Annotated in this window: 14 protein-coding genes; 7 read left to right on the forward strand and 7 right to left on the reverse strand. The window is 39.7% G+C overall.

Going from position 1 to position 16,905, the window contains the following annotated elements; translation table 11 throughout:
- The first annotated feature begins 11 nt into the window (after positions 1–11).
- Positions 12–419 carry a hypothetical protein gene (locus ACZ427_RS15595; protein ID WP_461177004.1) on the forward strand — a complete coding sequence of 136 codons (408 nt, stop codon included), beginning with the start codon at positions 12–14 and terminating at the stop codon, positions 417–419.
- 85 nt (positions 420–504) lie between these two features.
- Here the strand turns inward: ACZ427_RS15595 and ACZ427_RS15600 are convergent, their stop codons facing one another.
- From ACZ427_RS15600 to ACZ427_RS15615, 4 genes are all read right to left on the reverse strand, one after another.
- Positions 505–2,454, reverse strand: a complete 1,950-nt coding sequence (locus ACZ427_RS15600; RefSeq protein WP_461177005.1) for an FUSC family protein — start codon at positions 2,452–2,454, stop codon at positions 505–507.
- 307 nt (positions 2,455–2,761) lie between these two features.
- Positions 2,762–4,315, reverse strand: coding sequence for a BCCT family transporter (locus ACZ427_RS15605; protein ID WP_461177006.1), 1,554 nt, complete (start codon positions 4,313–4,315; stop codon positions 2,762–2,764).
- 204 nt (positions 4,316–4,519) lie between these two features.
- The gene (locus ACZ427_RS15610; RefSeq protein ID WP_461177007.1) at positions 4,520–5,347 is read right to left on the reverse strand and encodes an STAS domain-containing protein; all 828 of its coding nucleotides are present in this window, start codon (positions 5,345–5,347) and stop codon (positions 4,520–4,522) included.
- Between the two features lie 343 nt (positions 5,348–5,690).
- Positions 5,691–6,506 carry a squalene/phytoene synthase family protein gene (locus tag ACZ427_RS15615; protein WP_461177008.1) on the reverse strand — a complete coding sequence of 272 codons (816 nt, stop codon included), beginning with the start codon at positions 6,504–6,506 and terminating at the stop codon, positions 5,691–5,693.
- A gap of 1,009 nt (positions 6,507–7,515) precedes the next feature.
- On the opposite strand from ACZ427_RS15615, the gene ACZ427_RS15620 reads away from it, so the two are divergent.
- A complete protein-coding gene (locus ACZ427_RS15620) occupies positions 7,516–8,670 on the forward strand; it encodes an MFS transporter (RefSeq protein WP_461177009.1) in 1,155 nt (384 codons plus the stop codon).
- A gap of 190 nt (positions 8,671–8,860) precedes the next feature.
- Here ACZ427_RS15620 and ACZ427_RS15625 read toward each other — a convergent pair whose 3' ends face one another.
- Positions 8,861–9,067, reverse strand: coding sequence for a hypothetical protein (locus tag ACZ427_RS15625; RefSeq protein WP_461177010.1), 207 nt, complete (start codon positions 9,065–9,067; stop codon positions 8,861–8,863).
- Positions 9,068–9,209: 142 nt separating this feature from the next.
- Here ACZ427_RS15625 and ACZ427_RS15630 point away from each other — a divergent pair, with 142 nt between their 5' ends.
- The 5 genes from ACZ427_RS15630 to ACZ427_RS15650 all read left to right on the forward strand — a co-directional run bounded on the left by ACZ427_RS15630 (position 9,210) and on the right by ACZ427_RS15650 (position 14,786).
- The gene (locus ACZ427_RS15630; RefSeq protein ID WP_461177011.1) at positions 9,210–10,541 is read left to right on the forward strand and encodes a homoserine dehydrogenase; all 1,332 of its coding nucleotides are present in this window, start codon (positions 9,210–9,212) and stop codon (positions 10,539–10,541) included.
- Entirely contained in the window at positions 10,510–11,571 is a 1,062-nt protein-coding gene (thrC, locus tag ACZ427_RS15635; RefSeq protein ID WP_461177012.1) for a threonine synthase, read from the forward strand. The genes ACZ427_RS15630 and thrC overlap by 32 nt, the downstream gene beginning before the upstream one ends.
- A complete protein-coding gene (gene thrB, locus ACZ427_RS15640) occupies positions 11,568–12,485 on the forward strand; it encodes a homoserine kinase (RefSeq protein WP_461177013.1) in 918 nt (305 codons plus the stop codon). Before thrC ends, thrB begins: the two co-directional genes overlap by 4 nt.
- Positions 12,486–12,635: 150 nt before the next feature.
- Positions 12,636–13,553 carry a LysR family transcriptional regulator gene (locus ACZ427_RS15645; protein ID WP_461177014.1) on the forward strand — a complete coding sequence of 306 codons (918 nt, stop codon included), beginning with the start codon at positions 12,636–12,638 and terminating at the stop codon, positions 13,551–13,553.
- A 99-nt stretch (positions 13,554–13,652) separates the two neighbouring features.
- The gene (locus tag ACZ427_RS15650; RefSeq protein WP_461177015.1) at positions 13,653–14,786 is read left to right on the forward strand and encodes a 5-methyltetrahydropteroyltriglutamate--homocysteine S-methyltransferase; all 1,134 of its coding nucleotides are present in this window, start codon (positions 13,653–13,655) and stop codon (positions 14,784–14,786) included.
- A gap of 146 nt (positions 14,787–14,932) precedes the next feature.
- On the opposite strand, the gene ACZ427_RS15655 is transcribed toward ACZ427_RS15650, so the two are convergent.
- A complete protein-coding gene (locus ACZ427_RS15655; protein WP_461177016.1) occupies positions 14,933–15,616 on the reverse strand; it encodes a uracil-DNA glycosylase in 684 nt (227 codons plus the stop codon).
- A 22-nt stretch (positions 15,617–15,638) separates the two neighbouring features.
- Positions 15,639–16,835 carry a class I SAM-dependent rRNA methyltransferase gene (locus ACZ427_RS15660; protein WP_461177017.1) on the reverse strand — a complete coding sequence of 399 codons (1,197 nt, stop codon included), beginning with the start codon at positions 16,833–16,835 and terminating at the stop codon, positions 15,639–15,641.
- Between the last annotated feature and the right edge of the window lie 70 nt (positions 16,836–16,905).

Genomic DNA, 16,905 nt, shown 5'->3' on the forward strand with positions numbered 1-16,905 from the left:
GGAAAAATACAATGTATCAAAACCGACCGCCATTTGATTATCAGCAGAGGCAATTTAATCTTCCAGGATTCATATGGGGGCAATTATTTGGCCCATGGGGACAGCAGTCTCCTGGGGGTGGATTCCCAGGGCAACCGGGTGGCCCATTTCCTGGTGGAGGCCAGACCGGGGGGCCACCTAACACCCCGCCACCACCTTTCACGCCAGAGCAGGCACAATTTCAAACCTTTGCAGTAGATCCAGGTGGCATTCGCGGCTGTATGTATCGTTTTACTTATGTATGGCTAAGAAGAGATTCCTTCTGGTTCTACCCAACCTTTGTAGGTAGGGACTCCATCGCAGGCTACCGCTGGCAGGCTAATAGATGGGTCTATTTCGGCATCGACCTGGGGAGAATTGAATCCTTCCAGTGTTTTTAGGGTGGAAAAACACTGGTACGCTCATTATGAAAGATTATACAGCCCTAACTTTCCCTGATATAAAGACCGCGTTTTAAGCGGTCTTTTATACTACTGGTACCCTATCTTTAACCTGCAAAGCGGCTTGAAGATCACCAATTTCTTTTTGAATAAGTGGATACCCCTTTATTTCCGGAACATATCTCGTTGTTGGTGATTGTTTTAGCTTTGCTGCTTTCGCCATCATTTCAAAGACAAGCAATAATTGCGATAAATCCTCATCATTAAGAATTGGCCGCTCTTCCCGCTTCGAGTTATTAGTGAGCAAATATCCCAGCTGTTCAACAGAAAAGATAACAGGCCAGAGATGGTCTAATTCTTTTTTATCTCGTGGAATCTCCCCTAATGCGGTAGAATAAACGATTTTTAAGTTATTTAAGTTTGTTTGCATCTTACGAAACTCACTGCTCTCTGCTGCAGGTAAACCGGATTGTTGTTCAGAAAATAATCGCACTATTAATTGCATTTGACTGCGGATCGTCTTTGATATCAAATGTGGAAGGCGACTGGATGCCGAGCGTTTTCCAATAATTAATGTCCCTATTAAACCGATCAGACAACCAATTAAAATATCGGTTATCCGAGCTGTAGCAAAATATCTTATATCGAATATTTGTGTTGCATTTTCTGCCATAAATATCGCTGTTGACGTAAAAAAGAATGCAGCAAATGCATAATTACGCGGAATAAAAAGCTCCGTTAAAAAAGTTAAAATCAGAATATAAATGGCAATGAGAAAACCATCCGGCTGTGTTGATAAAAGCACACTGGCTATAAGAATCCCTACGACTGTCCCAAATGAACGCTGGATAGCCCGATGAAATGTCGTAATAACTGTAGAACCTAACATGACAGCAGCACAGGACAATGGAATCCAATATGAACGATCAAAATTAAATGAAAAAGCAATCGCTGCAGCAATCATCAGAATAAACCCATATCTGATTGCAGAAACAAAAATAATGGAGTTTTTATGAAATGCGCCACCAAATACTGTTTTCATAGGTTGCTTTCTAACATGAATTCCTTTCCCTTCGTTTCTTTGGGGATCATTTATTATTGCCTGAACTTCTTTTATTTTGCTGACTAGACGATGAAGCACCGGATCCGTATTTTCTACTTCTTGCATAGTGACCTTATTTGTTTTTTTGCCAATTGTATTCGCAAAAGCCTTTATCGATTTCCCCAGTTCTGGAGGAAGTTTCGTATGCCTGTACGTATGAAACTCAATTACTTCGGAAAATATCATATTGGCTTGTTCATATAGCAAATATAATTGCTTATAATCCGGAGATTTATCCCACGAAATATACCCTGACAACAGCGTCTCTTCAGCTATCTTAATCTGTTGCAGTGTACGCTCTCTAGCTGCACTGAATTTCTCTGTACCTACAGTATCCAACAGTATAGCCAACTGTCCATAGACTTGTTTAATCGCATTCGTTTCAGGTCCACGACGGTTAAAAAACCAACCGGACATTGCAACAAACCATGACAACATCCCGCCAAGAAAAACAAATCCCGCACGAACTCCAGCAGCAGATGGGTCTATTTCCATAGCTGACGTTATCGTAAAAGCCAACACGAAGAAAATTGCAGCAGGGCCAGGAATTTTTAAAGTTCCAAAGATAAATGTAACCAATGCACCAAGTAACCCAACCGCTACGGCAATTGCATAAGGGTAAGGAGCCAGTAATGTTCCTAATCCTACAGCTGCAGAGAGGCCAGCTGCGGTAAAGAAAAGTTTTTTCGCGCGTAGTGCATAAGGTTCGTTAAACATATAAAGAAAGGTGAAGCTCCCAATACTGCCATATAACCCATATTGGAAATTCCCCAATAACAACCCAAGAAAAATCGGAATTGCTGCACATAACCCAGCACTGAATGCCTTAATCCAAGGTAAAGGATTCTTCTTTACTTCGAATGCCTGTTTGATCGTTATCCAAAGGAGACTTGTTTCTTTTACAGAGCTAGCTGCACCTGTGTATTTTCCCATAATTATAACAATACCTCTTTCCTAATAAATACCTCTATTTACTATGTACCAATTACATGGATTAGAAACCTTGCTTTTCACCAGATTTTTAAGACGAAAAAATCTTAGCCTGAACGTATGCAATACTTTTTAACTGCAAACAAAGAAGGACTGATCAGCAGAATCAGTCCCCTCTATATTTTACTCCTGTTCCTAAAAAGACACAAATTTTCCTGTATGGTATGAACTTCCGAAAGAAATACCAATTTAAAATTTTTGGCGTAAATGTTAATAGCTCTCACCTGTGCAGATAGATGAGAGCCATTGATTAATTATGCTTATTTACTTTTTTGCGCATTTCCCGTTGCCAGATAAGGCCTTGTTCCAATGCCATCTTTTTCGCTATTCTCGGCGCATTCCACAGCGGTGGCAGTAATAATAGCGATACGGGGACGGCAGTTATAACAATGGAATTCTGAATGGAAGAAACGCTATCTTCACCAATTGTTAAAATCACCACCGTTGTAAGCCCAAATATAATGGCCCAAAACACGCGCAGCCAGCGTTTGGGATGATCATTTCCGGTTAAGGTAGCTGCAACGGTGTAAGACATAGTATCCGTTGTAGTCGCAACAAAGATAATCGATACAAGTAAAAACCCTAATCCCATGATTACCCCAATTGGCAGCTGGTCTGTAATCGCCATCACAGCTGCAGGCATTCCACCTTCATTCAGGGCAGCCGAGACAGAACCTGGATTTTCCCTTTCATAAAACACACCCGTTCCACCTACAACAGAAAACCAGAAGTTATTTACTAATGGTGCAACAATCGAAACAGCAATAATTAATTCTCTGATCGTTCTTCCCCTGGAAATTCGGCTGATAAATACAATCAGCATTGGAGCATAGCCGATGAACCAGCCCCAGAAAAAGATTGTCCAGCCAGAAAGCCATCCTTCATCACCGCGATACATACTCATCGTGAAAAAGTTTTGCAGATGAAAACCTGTTCCGCCTACAAACGCATCAATGATAAACATCGTAGGTCCAATAATCAGTACAACAAATGCCAAGAAAATGGTGAATTTGACATTGTAATTACTAAGATGGTAAATCCCGCGGTCTACCCCGGTTGCAGCTGAAATCGCAGCAATAGCCACCAATGTCAATACAACAATGATACTAACTGTCAATGTATTCGGTACATCAAATAAATGATTTAGACCATACGATATCTGCAATCCCAGAAAACCTAAAGGTCCCAGTGTTCCAGCAACCGTTGCAATAATTGAAAAAATATCAGCCGACGAACCAATTACACTTTTATGATAAATTTTTTCGCCAAAAATCGGATAAAGCAATCCCCTCGGTTTTAAAGGAAAACCTTTACTATAATGTACATACATCATAACAATTACAGCAAGCGTCCCTAATATTGCCCAAGCGGTAAATCCCCAATGCATAAATGCCTGCGCAAATGCCGCATTCATATTATTGAACTCACCGCCGCCAAATAATGGCGGAGTACCCATGTAATGATACATCGGTTCAGCAGCAGCCCAGAATACACCACCACTCGCCAGTAATGTAACCAGAATCATCGACACCCAGCCAAAATAACTGTACTTCGGTTTGTCCTGTTTACCTAATTTAACTTTTCCATACTTTGAGATAGCCAGACCCAATCCAATGAAAAAGTTCCCGAGTAACAACAACTGCCAGTATGCTCCAAATAAATCTGAGGAATATGCAAATAGTGTATTAACTGCACTCCCCACTGCTTCATTATTAATGAACGATAGTACGATAAATGCAATTAAAAATCCACCACTTATCAGAAATACTGGCCAATCTAACCTCTTCTTCTTATTCGATTCCACGCTTTTCCTCCTAATTATTAGGAGCAAGTGTCTAAAATATAATATTCCATTTTGTCATTAAAGACCGTTGGATGGATATGATCACTTTTAATATTTAATAACCATTGACAAAAAACCATCAGCTTGCCCAAATTATCTATTCGCATAGTCTTTTATTATAGGAATAATTCACTGCCCCGTCAAATTACTAAAATAAAGAGATAGTTATTTTTGAACAACAATATGCATATGTCTGTTTAAAGCCTGCTGCAGTGAACTGTAGGTTTTTATTTTTTCAAAATCGATACCTAAGCTTACCATTGTTTGGGAGACCTCAGGACGGATTCCTGCTAACACAGTCTCTACTCCTACCAGTTCCAATGATTGTACAATTTTAAAAATGTTGTATGCCACCATTGTATCAATTAGTTTGACACCGGACAGATCGATAAACAGATGACTTAAATCTTTCTTTCCAGTTTCATATAATGCAGTTTTCATTAAAAGCTCTGCACGTTTCTCGTCGATCCCGCCAATAATCGGCAGAACTGCAACCTCGTCAAAAATTGTTATAACCGGTGCAGAAAGTTGAAGAAATTCATCCTCAGCCCTTTGTATATTTTCCTCATATGATTTAATATATGTATTACTAAAAGAGGAAATTACTAAATCAAACAATGGATCAAACTTATTTGTCACCTCTAAAAGTGCTACATTTGACACTTCTAATTCCAGCATGATTTCTTTAACCAGATTCCATGTTTCTCTTCTGGCACCAGAAAGCTCCTGGATTGATTTAACTAGTGTTTTATTATTCTGTAGCGCAATCTCCCCAGTTCGTGCCCCATAATCAACGATACGCTCATTCAGCATTTCTCCTCGTGAGTTTAATGTATCGTCAAGAATTTGTTTAAGTTCTATAATATTTTCCTTTGCAATTTCATGTTCAAAAAATCCCGTAGATAGTCTTTCGGTAAAATCAGAACCTGCTTCTTCAAACTTTTTTCCAATTGCCTTTATTTCCTCTTCTACCAACTTTTTTCCTGGGCTCATTCAAAACCCCTCCAAATTATAAATAATCATTTTTTATAGTATAGCGTATTTTTGAAGAATATAAAGCGAAATTTTTAGTCACTGACAATACTTTCCCTTCCACAGGATAAATAAACAAAAGCGCAGGAAGCCTTGAACACTCTAAGGCATAACTTTAAGTCCCAGATCTTTTGGTGGGGCGAGTAACCGCAGTCCCAGCTCTTTTGATGGGACGAGTAACCGCAGTCCAATATTTTAGGGAAAAGCCTTCTGGTTAAATTAGTTGTTTTCATTATAGATGGTGGCGGCATGCTTGTTTCTTAACTGCAAAAAATAAACACGATCAATGCTTGACCGTGTTTATTTATTCATTCAAAATGTCATCTACGGTTTGTTCTACTTCGTTTCGGGACATTTTTTCTTTACCGCTTTGCATTGCATTTAATGTTTTCTTAGCAAGAGCCAGTGGAACTTTACAAAATAAAATAATGTTGCGGTTTTTGATGTCTTCTATGTATTGGTCTGCTTGCTTCAGATTATCTGAGGCATAAGTAAACAGATCCTCCCTCTCCCAATTATCCGGAACAAATCGAACGCCGCGCTGAGCATCTTCTTCCTGGTTACGTAAAATATTAACCAGCTGTAAACCTCTTCCGTATGCGATTGCCTGGTCTCTGTCAGTTTGTGTCCCATCATGCCATTCCCAAATATCAGACAGCATGACACCGACCAGACCTGCAACATAATAGGTGTAATCATCCAAATCTGCTTTCGTCTTTATACGCCATTCCTTTTCTACCCAATCTGCCATTCCTTGCGCCATTATACTTGTTGACTCTTTCACTTTTTCAACAATTCTCACAGGGCAAAAATCAATCCAGTCTCCCAGACGCATTGTAACCTCTGGCAAGCATGCTTCATATGGTTTAATCAACTGGTAATATGCTTTGCGGTCAAATTGCGTTTTTAATGATTCACTGGTTGAGCGGAGCAAATGCTGCTTCGTTTCATTATCCAATTGTTCATGATCTTCTATTTCATCAATTGCCCGCATGCATAAATAAGCAGAAGCCACTGTTTTTCTCAATGTTGGTCTTAGTAACTTGATAGGTATGTAAAATGTTCTGCTTGTAGCTTTCAGGACATGCATCGCTTCTTTTTGTAATTGAGCTTCATTCATTCTGTGCTCCTCCTCCCAATCATCCATTATCTCTATTATACCAAATATAGCAAAATATATCTTGTCATTCAGCCAATCCGAACAGCGCCTGCTTCAACCTAGGTTTGTTAACAAAAGTGAAAGCGCCTTGATCACCCTAAGGCATAGCTTTAAGCAAGAACTCAGTGACGTTCTTGACCATTATATACTTTTGTGTGAAAACAACTGTTATTAGAATGGGAAAAATTAATCCACCATGAACCAAGAATGCTCCTTTTTCAGATTGGCCCATTTGGTAAATTTCGTTGCTCCTTAACGTCGCATTTGATATAAAAGACGAAGTAACCTAACAGTGACTTCCTCTCATCCTAATCCTTTACAAAATGAGTGCTAGTCCAACGCTGCTTAAAAAACACTCGCTTTCCACGGGGAACGCTTCAGCCTCCTCACTCGCAAAGACCTCGCCTTAGGGGTCTTCAGACTGTTCCTTTTCCCGTAGGAGTCTCGCATTTTTTAAGCAGCTTAGAACAGCTTTCTATTTGAGTGAGAAAGCCTCCATGAAACATAGATTCCATGAGCTTTATCCTTTTTATAATCAAAACGCCACTCTTAGCGTAGGCAGAATACGTAGACTCCTGCGGGAACAGCACGAGTCTGAAGACCCCGCAGCGGTGACCTTCCGCGAGGAGACTGAAGCCGTGCCCGCGGAAAGCGAAGTATTCTGCCGAAGCGATTGTGATAGCACTCGGATTCAAAAGGAATGGGAGAAAGCAAAACCATGATAAAGTTACGTCGTCTTTTATATCTTTGTGGCAACAACAAATCACTTCGGTGGAGCGAGTAATCGCAGTCCCAATCTTTTAGAAAACAGCCTTCTGGTTAAATTAGCTGTTTTCATTATAGATGGTGGCGGCATGATCTTGGCCACCATGTTTGTTCCTTAACTGTCAAAAAGTATTCCTTGTATTTCGTAGTAAATAGGATTAACATTAGATAGGTTATTTTAGAAAGAAGGGTGTCAAATCATCTTATGGATAAACGTGTTTATTTACTAACGATTGTCTCTTTTGTTGTAGGGATGGTCGAATTAATTATAGGCGGAATACTTGATTTAGTAGCGGAAGATTTAGGGGTCAGCCTTGGACAGGCAGGACTGCTGATCACTATTTTTTCTTTGATCTTTGCCATTTCAGCTCCAATTCTCTTAATGTTGACAGCTAAAATAGAAAGAAAACGATTAACATTAATTTCTCTATTTATATTCTTACTGGGTAATGTTGTGGCTGTTCTCAGTCCCTCTTACAGTATCCTTTTTATCGGGAGGATTATATCTGCAGGAAGCGGCGCATTACTCATTATTTTATGTTTAACAATGGCAGCCAATATTGTTGATTCGAAGTATCGCGCCCGTGCGATAGGCATTGTTACCATGGGGGTAAGTGGTTCCATTGTACTGGGGCTCCCAATCGGGTTAATGTTAGGTAATGCATTCAGCTGGCGTGCACCTTTTGTGTTCATCACCATTTTAACATTATTTTCTATAATTGGTGTATATTTCCTGATGGGAAAGGTTGCACCAAAGCCAGCCATCCCGCTCGGCAAACAACTGGCAACCTTAAAGGATAGGAAGATATTATTTGCACACTTAACAACATTTCTATTTCTAAGTGGGCATACAACATTATATGCCTACTTAACACCATTTTCCAAGACAACAATGGGATTGGAAGGAACCTGGGTGAGTATCATCTACCTGATTTTTGGTATCGCTGCAGTAAGTGGTGGCGGTGTCGGAGGAACTTTATCCGATCAATTCGGATCAAAACGTACCATCCTTACATCGATTGTTATTTTTGGAATAGCTATTTTTATGATTCCACATACAACGTTTGCCTTGCCAATCTTCTTAATTGTAATGGCAATCTGGGGGATGATGAGCTGGGCAATCACGCCGGCGATGCAGAGTTACCTCATCGAAACATCACCAGAAACATCTGATATCCAGCAAAGCCTTAATAATTCCGCCCTTCATTTCGGAATCGCATTTGGTTCGCTAATTGGCGGCATCGTAATCGAACAGGCCTCCGTGGAGGAAAATGCTACAGTTGGCGGTCTGTTTGTTATACTGGCACTTGGATCCATTTGGATATCACTAGCAAAATCCAGAAGAAAAGCATATATTTAATTTTTCGGTTGGCTCAGGAGTTGTTTGAATATACGTTCAGACATTACCTTTCGCCAACCGTTTTTTTAACATATTCTTCCTTTCATACTGGAAACCTTTTAACTGTTGAAATAAGTCTGCAGTACCAAATACCACAAGCTTCAATCTCATTCCTTATTCACAGCCCGATCCACAACCTCTTCCAGTTTATTTAGAGTCTTTTTTCTTTACGAAATAACGCAAGGATAACTAACCCCATACCAAGACCAATTGCACCACCTGTTTCCGCATTCCCGAATAGAAAGCCAAATCCTGTTCCAATTCCCAGGCAAAAAACAAATGAAAAACCGGCTCCAGCAGCATTCATTTTCACCACTCCCGTATTCAGTATGATTGCAATTAGTTTATTACGTTCCATTGATTTTGGTTCATTATTCCATGGAAGCGTTTCATTGCAAATAATTTAAAAATTCGCTATTGCTATACTTTGATTTTCGTGTTTAAATGTATTAAATATACAAATTTATGCCTTTTTCAGGAAGGTACTATGAGGTGATAATGTGGGAAGCAGTGTATCAGTCGGTCTTCTCGGTTTGGGAGTAGTCGGCTCCGGAGTAATCAAGCTCATCGAAGAGCATCAGGACAAGCTTGTTCATCAGCTTGGCTGTAGTGTAAATGTAAAAAGTGTATTGGTTCGTAATCCAGAAAAAGCACGTGATGTTGATATAAATAAAACATTTCTTACTACGAATCCGGACGATGTTTTAAATGATCCGGAAATCGATGTCATCGTTGAAGTGATGGGTGGCATAGATAAGGCACGAGAACATATTTTACATGCTTTTTCTGCTAAAAAACATGTCATCACAGCAAATAAAGATCTGGTTGCTTTACATGGTCAGGAACTTCAAGAAGCAGCAAACCGCAATAAATGCGATTTCTATTATGAAGCAAGTGTTGCTGGCGGAATCCCGATTTTAAGAGGGATTGCAGATGGACTCTCATCTGATCATATTAGACAAGTTATGGGGATCGTAAATGGGACAACAAATTACATATTAACGAAAATGAATAACGAAGGCATGGGCTATGAAGAGGCCCTTCAGGAAGCAAAAGACCTCGGCTTTGCGGAAGCTGATCCTACCGCCGATGTGGAAGGATTGGATGCTGCCAGAAAGATGGCTATCTTAGGTCGTCTCGCCTTTTCCACAGAGATTGATTTAAAAGATGTGGAAGTACAGGGAATTAAAAATATTGAACTGGAAGATCTGCAAAATGGGGACAGGCTTGGTTATACAATGAAGCTCATCGGTTATGCAAATTTCTATAATCATCAGCTGGAAGTAAATGTACAGCCAACACTTTTATCGAAAGAACATCCATTAGCAGATGTTAAAAATGAATACAATGCCGTTTATGTATACGGAGATGCTGTAGGAGAAACGATGTTTTATGGTCCGGGAGCGGGAAGCCTGCCTACTGCAACCGCTGTCGTATCAGATGTTGTCGCAGCAATCAGAAATTTGCGATTGGGTGTAAACGGAAATCAATTGGTCGACCCTTACTATAAAAAAGAATTAAAATCACCCGACAAGCGTTTTGGGCAATATTATGTGCGTCTTCATGTAAAAGATGAAGCCGGTGTATTTTCGACCATTTCTTCTCTTTTCCATGAGCTGGATATTAGTTTTAAACGGATTTTACAAACACCACTGGGAGAAGAGCAGGAATTAGCAGAAGTTGTTTTCATAACCTATGAGACATCTTTAGAGAATTTTCAAAAAGCATTAGATGAATTAAAATCATTAAGTAATGTAGTAGAGATAAAAAGTTATTATAAAGCAGAAGGAGATGGCGACAATGAAATGGCCAGGGCTACTGAAACATTATAAATCTAATTTACCAGTAACAACTGAGACCCCAGAGCTCACGCTTCATGAGGGAAACACTCCACTCATCCATTTCCCTGCATTATCAGAAGCATTAGGGATTGAACTATACGGCAAAGTAGAAGGAATAAATCCGACAGGCTCTTTTAAAGACAGAGGAATGGTCATGGCTGTTGCAAAAGCTGTGGAAGAAGGAAGTAAATCCGTCATTTGCGCATCAACTGGGAATACATCCGCTTCTGCTGCCGCATATGCTGCAAAGGCAGGTCTTAAAGCAATCATCATTATTCCAAAGGGAAAAATTGCGCTCGGCAAGCTGGCACAAGCCATGATGTATGGCGCGGAAATCGTCGAAATTGACGGGAACTTTGATGATGCATTAAAGATTGTAAGAAAACTTAGTGAAGAATCAGCCATTACCCTGGTTAACTCAGTAAATCCTTACCGGTTGGAAGGGCAAAAAACAGCTGCATTCGAAGTTTGTGAACAACTTGGTGAAGCCCCTGATGTACTGGCCATCCCTGTAGGCAATGCAGGCAATATCAGTGCCTATTGGAAAGGTTTCAAGGAATATAATGAAACAAAACAGACAGGACTTCCTCAAATGTTTGGCTTTGAAGCAAAAGGTGCTGCAGCGATCGTGAACAATGAAGTGGTAACTGAACCGGAAACCGTCGCTACAGCTATCCGGATTGGTAACCCTGCAAGCTGGAAACTTGCTGTTAATGCGAGAGATGAATCAGGAGGCCAGATCCATTCCGTTTCTGACGAGGAAATACTGCATGCTCAGCAGCTTCTGGCAAGAAAAGAAGGTATTTTCGCCGAGCCTGGTTCCTGTGCATCTATTGCAGGCCTTATCAAGCAATGTGGAGACGGCTCAATTAAGAAAGGGAGTAAAGTTGTTGCTGTTCTTACAGGAAATGGATTGAAAGATCCTCAAACAGCAATCGACCAGGTAGAGGTAAACCCGGTATCCTTACCAAATGATGAAAAAGCTGTGATGGATTATTTAACAGACAAGGTGAAAGCATGAAACAATTCAGCATTTCTGTTCCGGCAAGTTCTGCAAATCTTGGCCCGGCCTTTGATTCAGCAGGCATCGCATTAAATCTTTATTTAACATTGCACGTTACGGAATCTGAAAAGTGGGAGTTTGAAACCCGCTCACCTTTATTACCTCCTGAGTTGTCATATGAGGACAATTTAATTTATAAAATTGCTAAACAAACTGCCGAACGACATAACAAACAACTGCCTGCATGTAAGGTTATTGTAAACAGCGACATTCCTCTGGCACGTGGGTTCGGCAGCAGTGCTTCAGCGATTCTTGCAGGTATTGAAATAGCAAATCAGATGTGTAACCTTTCCCTATCCATAGAAGATAAACTTCTATATGGTACAGAGGTCGAAGGGCATCCGGATAATATAGCACCTGCTCTGTTTGGCGGATTCACCGTATCCGTACAAACACTTGAACATGAAGTTGACTGGGTGCAACTGCCTCTTCCTAAGACAGATGTAGTTGCGTACATTCCTAATTTCGAGCTAAAAACAGAAGCAGCAAGAGAGGTTCTGCCAGACAACTATTACAAAAAGAATGCCATTGCGGCCAGCAGCATAAGTAACCTCTTGATAGCCGCGCTTGCAACCAGTGACTATAAACTGGCCGGAAAGATGATGGAGCAGGATCTTTTCCATGAACCATTTCGTGCAGAACTAATTCCACTTTATCATGATATCAAGAAGGAAGCTAAAGGTGCCGGGGCTTATGGTACTGTGATCAGTGGCGCAGGCCCAACAATGATTTCCTTCACACCTGATGGGAAAGGAAATGCCATTGCTGAACAAATGAAAACTTTATTACCTGAATATGAAGTTGCCTCATTAAAGATTGACCCAAATGGAGTTCAGATTAAACATTTAAATGAAATGGCTGCGGAGGAATAACCCCCCCGCAGCTTTTTTTTTTTTTATAGTATAAAAGTATATCCATATTTATTTCTGCATAAGTACGGGCTTTAGCAATTCCCTAACCTATTGCGAATGCCAAGTTTTCTAATATAATTATGAGATAATTTACCTAGGGAGGAATAAAAGATGACATTACAACAATTAAAATATTTAATTGAAGTAGCAAGAAGCCGTTCCATTAGCAAAGCCGCACAGAGTTTGTTTATTAGTCAACCAAGCCTCTCTAACGCACTAAAAGAGCTGGAGAAAGAAATGGGAATTATTATTTTTTCACGAACCAATAAAGGAATTATACTTACCAGTCAAGGCTCGGAGTTTTTAGGTTATGCAAGACAGGTGGTTGAACAGGCAGAACTACTTGAAAATCGTTATACCAATACACAATCGCCTCAGCAGCATTTCTCTGTATCAGCCCAGCACTATGCATTCGCGGTTAGTGCCTTTGTACGATTACATAAAGAATATGACCGGGAGGAATATGAGTTCACATTACGGGAAACGAGAACATATGAAATCATTGATGACGTGAAAAATCTCCGTAGTGAAATTGGTATTTTATATGTAAATGAGTTTAATAAAAAGGTGATTCATAAATTTTTAAGGGAAGGAAATTTAAAGTTTTATGAGCTCTTTGAAGCAAAGCCTCATGTTTTTATTAGCTCAAGTAATCCGCTAGCCAAAAGGGATTATGTAACATTATCTGATTTGCTTCCATATCCATACCTCTCCTATGAGCAGGGGAACTATAATTCCTTTTATTTTTCGGAGGAGATTCTAAGCACCATTTCCAGACCGAAAAATATTCGGGTCAGTGATCGGGCTACTTTATTTAATTTGCTTATTGGATTAAACGGCTATACGATTTCAACAGGGGTCATTAGTCATAAATTAAACAGTAAAGACATTATTGCAGTTCCTTTAAAAGTAGAGGAGCGGATTAATGTTGGATATATTACCCATAAAAACGTGACAAACAGTCCACTTGCCAATATTTATATCAGATATTTAAAAGAAACGATTGATGAAGAATTACAGCAGATATAGTTTAAAGCTATAGCAAATGATAGATTTTATGTGTTACGCTATATTGATTTTCCCATGGTATACTTACCTTAATTCAAATAGCATAAGGGAGAGATTTACATGGGAGTAGACATTACAAAAGAAAAAAGATCAGTAGCACCATTTCGATTTGATAATGTAGGTAGCTTTTTACGTCCTGATAAGTTAAAAAAAGCACGTGCTTCATTTGCAGAAGGAAGCCTTTCAGAGAGTGAATTAAAACGTATTGAAGATGAGTTTATTGTCTATTTAATTCAAAAACAAAAAGATGTCGGCCTTCAAGTGATTACAGATGGGGAATTTCGCCGTTCCTGGTGGCATTTAGATTTTATGTGGGGATTAAATGGAGTCAAAAAAGAAACGATTGGTCAAGGTTATATTTTTAATGATGAAGAAACCCGACCAGAAACAGCTTGCCTGATAGGTAAAATCAGCGGCGAGAACCATCCATTTGTGGAGCATTTTTCTTTTATTCAACAATATGCAACAGATGGTGTGGTAGCTAGACAAACGATCCCGGCACCAGCTCAGTTTTTTGCTGAACTACAGCGTGCGGAAAATAAAGAAGTAACAGATCAGCTTTATCCTGATACAGATGAACTTGTTGCTGATATCGCAAAGGCATACCACACCGTTATAACAGATTTATACAACGCTGGCTGCAGAAATGTTCAAATAGATGACTGCACATGGGGGATGTTGGTCGGTACAAATAATAAGGCAGCCCAACAAGTAGGCGCAAATGGAGAAGAAGTTGGGGAGTTATATTTACGTGTCAATAATTTAGCAATTGAAAATCTACCAGAGGATTTGGTGATAACCACTCATGTTTGCCGTGGAAACTATCATTCTACCTGGGCCTCTTCTGGTGGGTATGACCCGATTGCGGATCTCCTATTTGCGAAAGAAAACGTTTCTGCATTTTATTTAGAGTATGATACCGATCGCGCCGGTGATTTTTCACCATTACAACATGTAAGTGACAAAAAGCTTGTTGTTTTAGGTCTTTTCTCATCAAAAACAGGTGAATTAGAGGATAGAGAGGTTATCAAATCCCGCATTCAAGAAGCATCAAAATATGTGGATATCAACCGACTTTGCATCAGCCCGCAGTGTGGTTTCGCTTCAACGGAAGAAGGAAATATCTTAACGGAAGAACAACAATGGAACAAACTTCGCTTAATTAAAGAAGTAGCGGATGATGTTTGGGGTTAAGAACACGGGCTTCTCAAATGAATTATATTTCAAGGCTGATTTCTAAAAGAGTGGGACTACGGGCCAAATAACAACAATCAATTCGCTGCTAAACATGACCACAGCTAAATATTAGTGAAACAGCAAAGAGGTATGAACGTTTATGGTCATACCTCTTTGCTATCTGGTAGATGCCAATCAATTTCCGGACGCCCTGCATCTTTTAAAAACTGGTTCGCGCGCGAAAATGGTCTACTGCCAAAAAAGCCCTTATGTGCAGAAAATGGACTGGGATGGGGTGATTTAATAATAAGATGATGCGTCCCTGTAATCAATTCTTCTTTTGTCTGGGCATTTTTCCCCCAAAGCATGAACACAACCGGATCAATCTTTGCATTAGCCTTTCGAATCACTTCGTTGGTGAAGTTTTCCCATCCTTTCCCTTGATGGGAGTTGGCTTGTCCCGCTCTCACTGTCAGAACTGCATTTAATAATAGGACACCCTGGTCTGCCCAACTTGTCAGATATCCATGATTTGGACTTGGAACGCCAATATCTTCCTGAAGTTCTTTATAAATATTTCTTAATGAAGGTGGTACTTTCACATGAGGCCTTACGGAGAAACTTAGCCCATGTGCCTGATTTGGACCATGATATGGATCTTGCCCAAGTATAACCACCTTCGTCTTTTCATATGTCGTGTAATGAAGCGCATTAAAAATATCGTGCATATCCGGATAAACCGTGTTCTCCTGATATTCCTTTCTCAAAAATGAGCGCAACTTCATATAATAATCTTTCTCAAATTCCTTCTCCATGATGGGAGCCCAGTCATTTGTTAATATTGCCATATCATCCCTCCTTATTGACTAATTAGCCAATCTTCTTTATGACTAGCACTTTCAAATAATTACTTTGAACAAAGTTCCGATTCACATGGAAATCTGCCGGTAAGGAAAATTCCTCCAGAATCTTATATTTTGCATTACTCTCACGGAAACCCTTTTCCACAAATCCTTTGAATTTTTTCATTCCAAATGTCGCGTTATTTGTGGAAGCAATGATAATGCCGTCTTTCTCCGTAATTGAAATTGTATCTTTAATCAAGTCCGGGTAATCCTTGGATGTACTGAATGTGCGCTTTTTAGAACGGGCAAAACTCGGCGGATCCAGAACAAGTAAATCAAATTTTAGTTTTTTCCTGTTCGCATATTTAAAATAATCAAAGACGTCCATTACAATTATATCCTGCTGTTCATAATCGACTCCGTTCACACTGAACTGTTCGATTGTCTTGCTTTTACTGCGTTTCGCTAGATCAACACTTGTCGTCTTCTCCGCTCCCCCGAGTGCAGCCGCTACCGAAAAAGCTCCTGTATAGGAAAATGTGTTAAGTACATGTTTCCCTTTTGAATACGTGTGACGAATAGCATCCCGGACATCGCGCTGGTCAAGAAAAACCCCGACCATGGCTCCGTCGTTTAAATAGACTGCATAATTTATTCCATTTTCCTTCACGATAATCGGGAATTCTCCGCGCTCACCCTTCACAAAATCATCATCATCCATATATTTCCCTTTGGTATCGAAGCGTTTCTTTTCATAAATTGCTTTATAATCACCTAGTTCAGTCAGGACATTAACGACTTTCTCCTTAAATGTATAGATTCCCTCACTATACCAACTGATCAGATAATACCCGTCAAAATAATCAATCGTTAGTCCACCGATTCCGTCACCTTCTCCATTAAAAATGCGAAATGCATTGGTGTTTTCATCTTTGTAGAAAGATTGCCTTTTATTCATTGCTGTCAGAATCTTATTCCTGAAAAAGATGGCATCGATCTTTTCACCTTTATCATAGGACAGCACCCAGCCAATCCCTTTATTCTGTTTGCCATAATAGCCTTTGGCGATAAACTGGTTACTTTCATCCAGTAAATGCACAATGTTTCCTTCATTGGTTAGGGTATCAGCATTCATAATGGCATCCTTGATGATGAGTGGATATTTATTTTTGTATTGTTTTATATAATTTCTTTTCACTTTTAAATCAATTTGTTCAGACATAATGTCACCCTATCTAACTTTTCCCCTATTATCGCATGTTAAGGCAAATAGGAAAAGGATGGCCATTATT

The organism is Virgibacillus ainsalahensis (genome assembly GCF_055380755.1).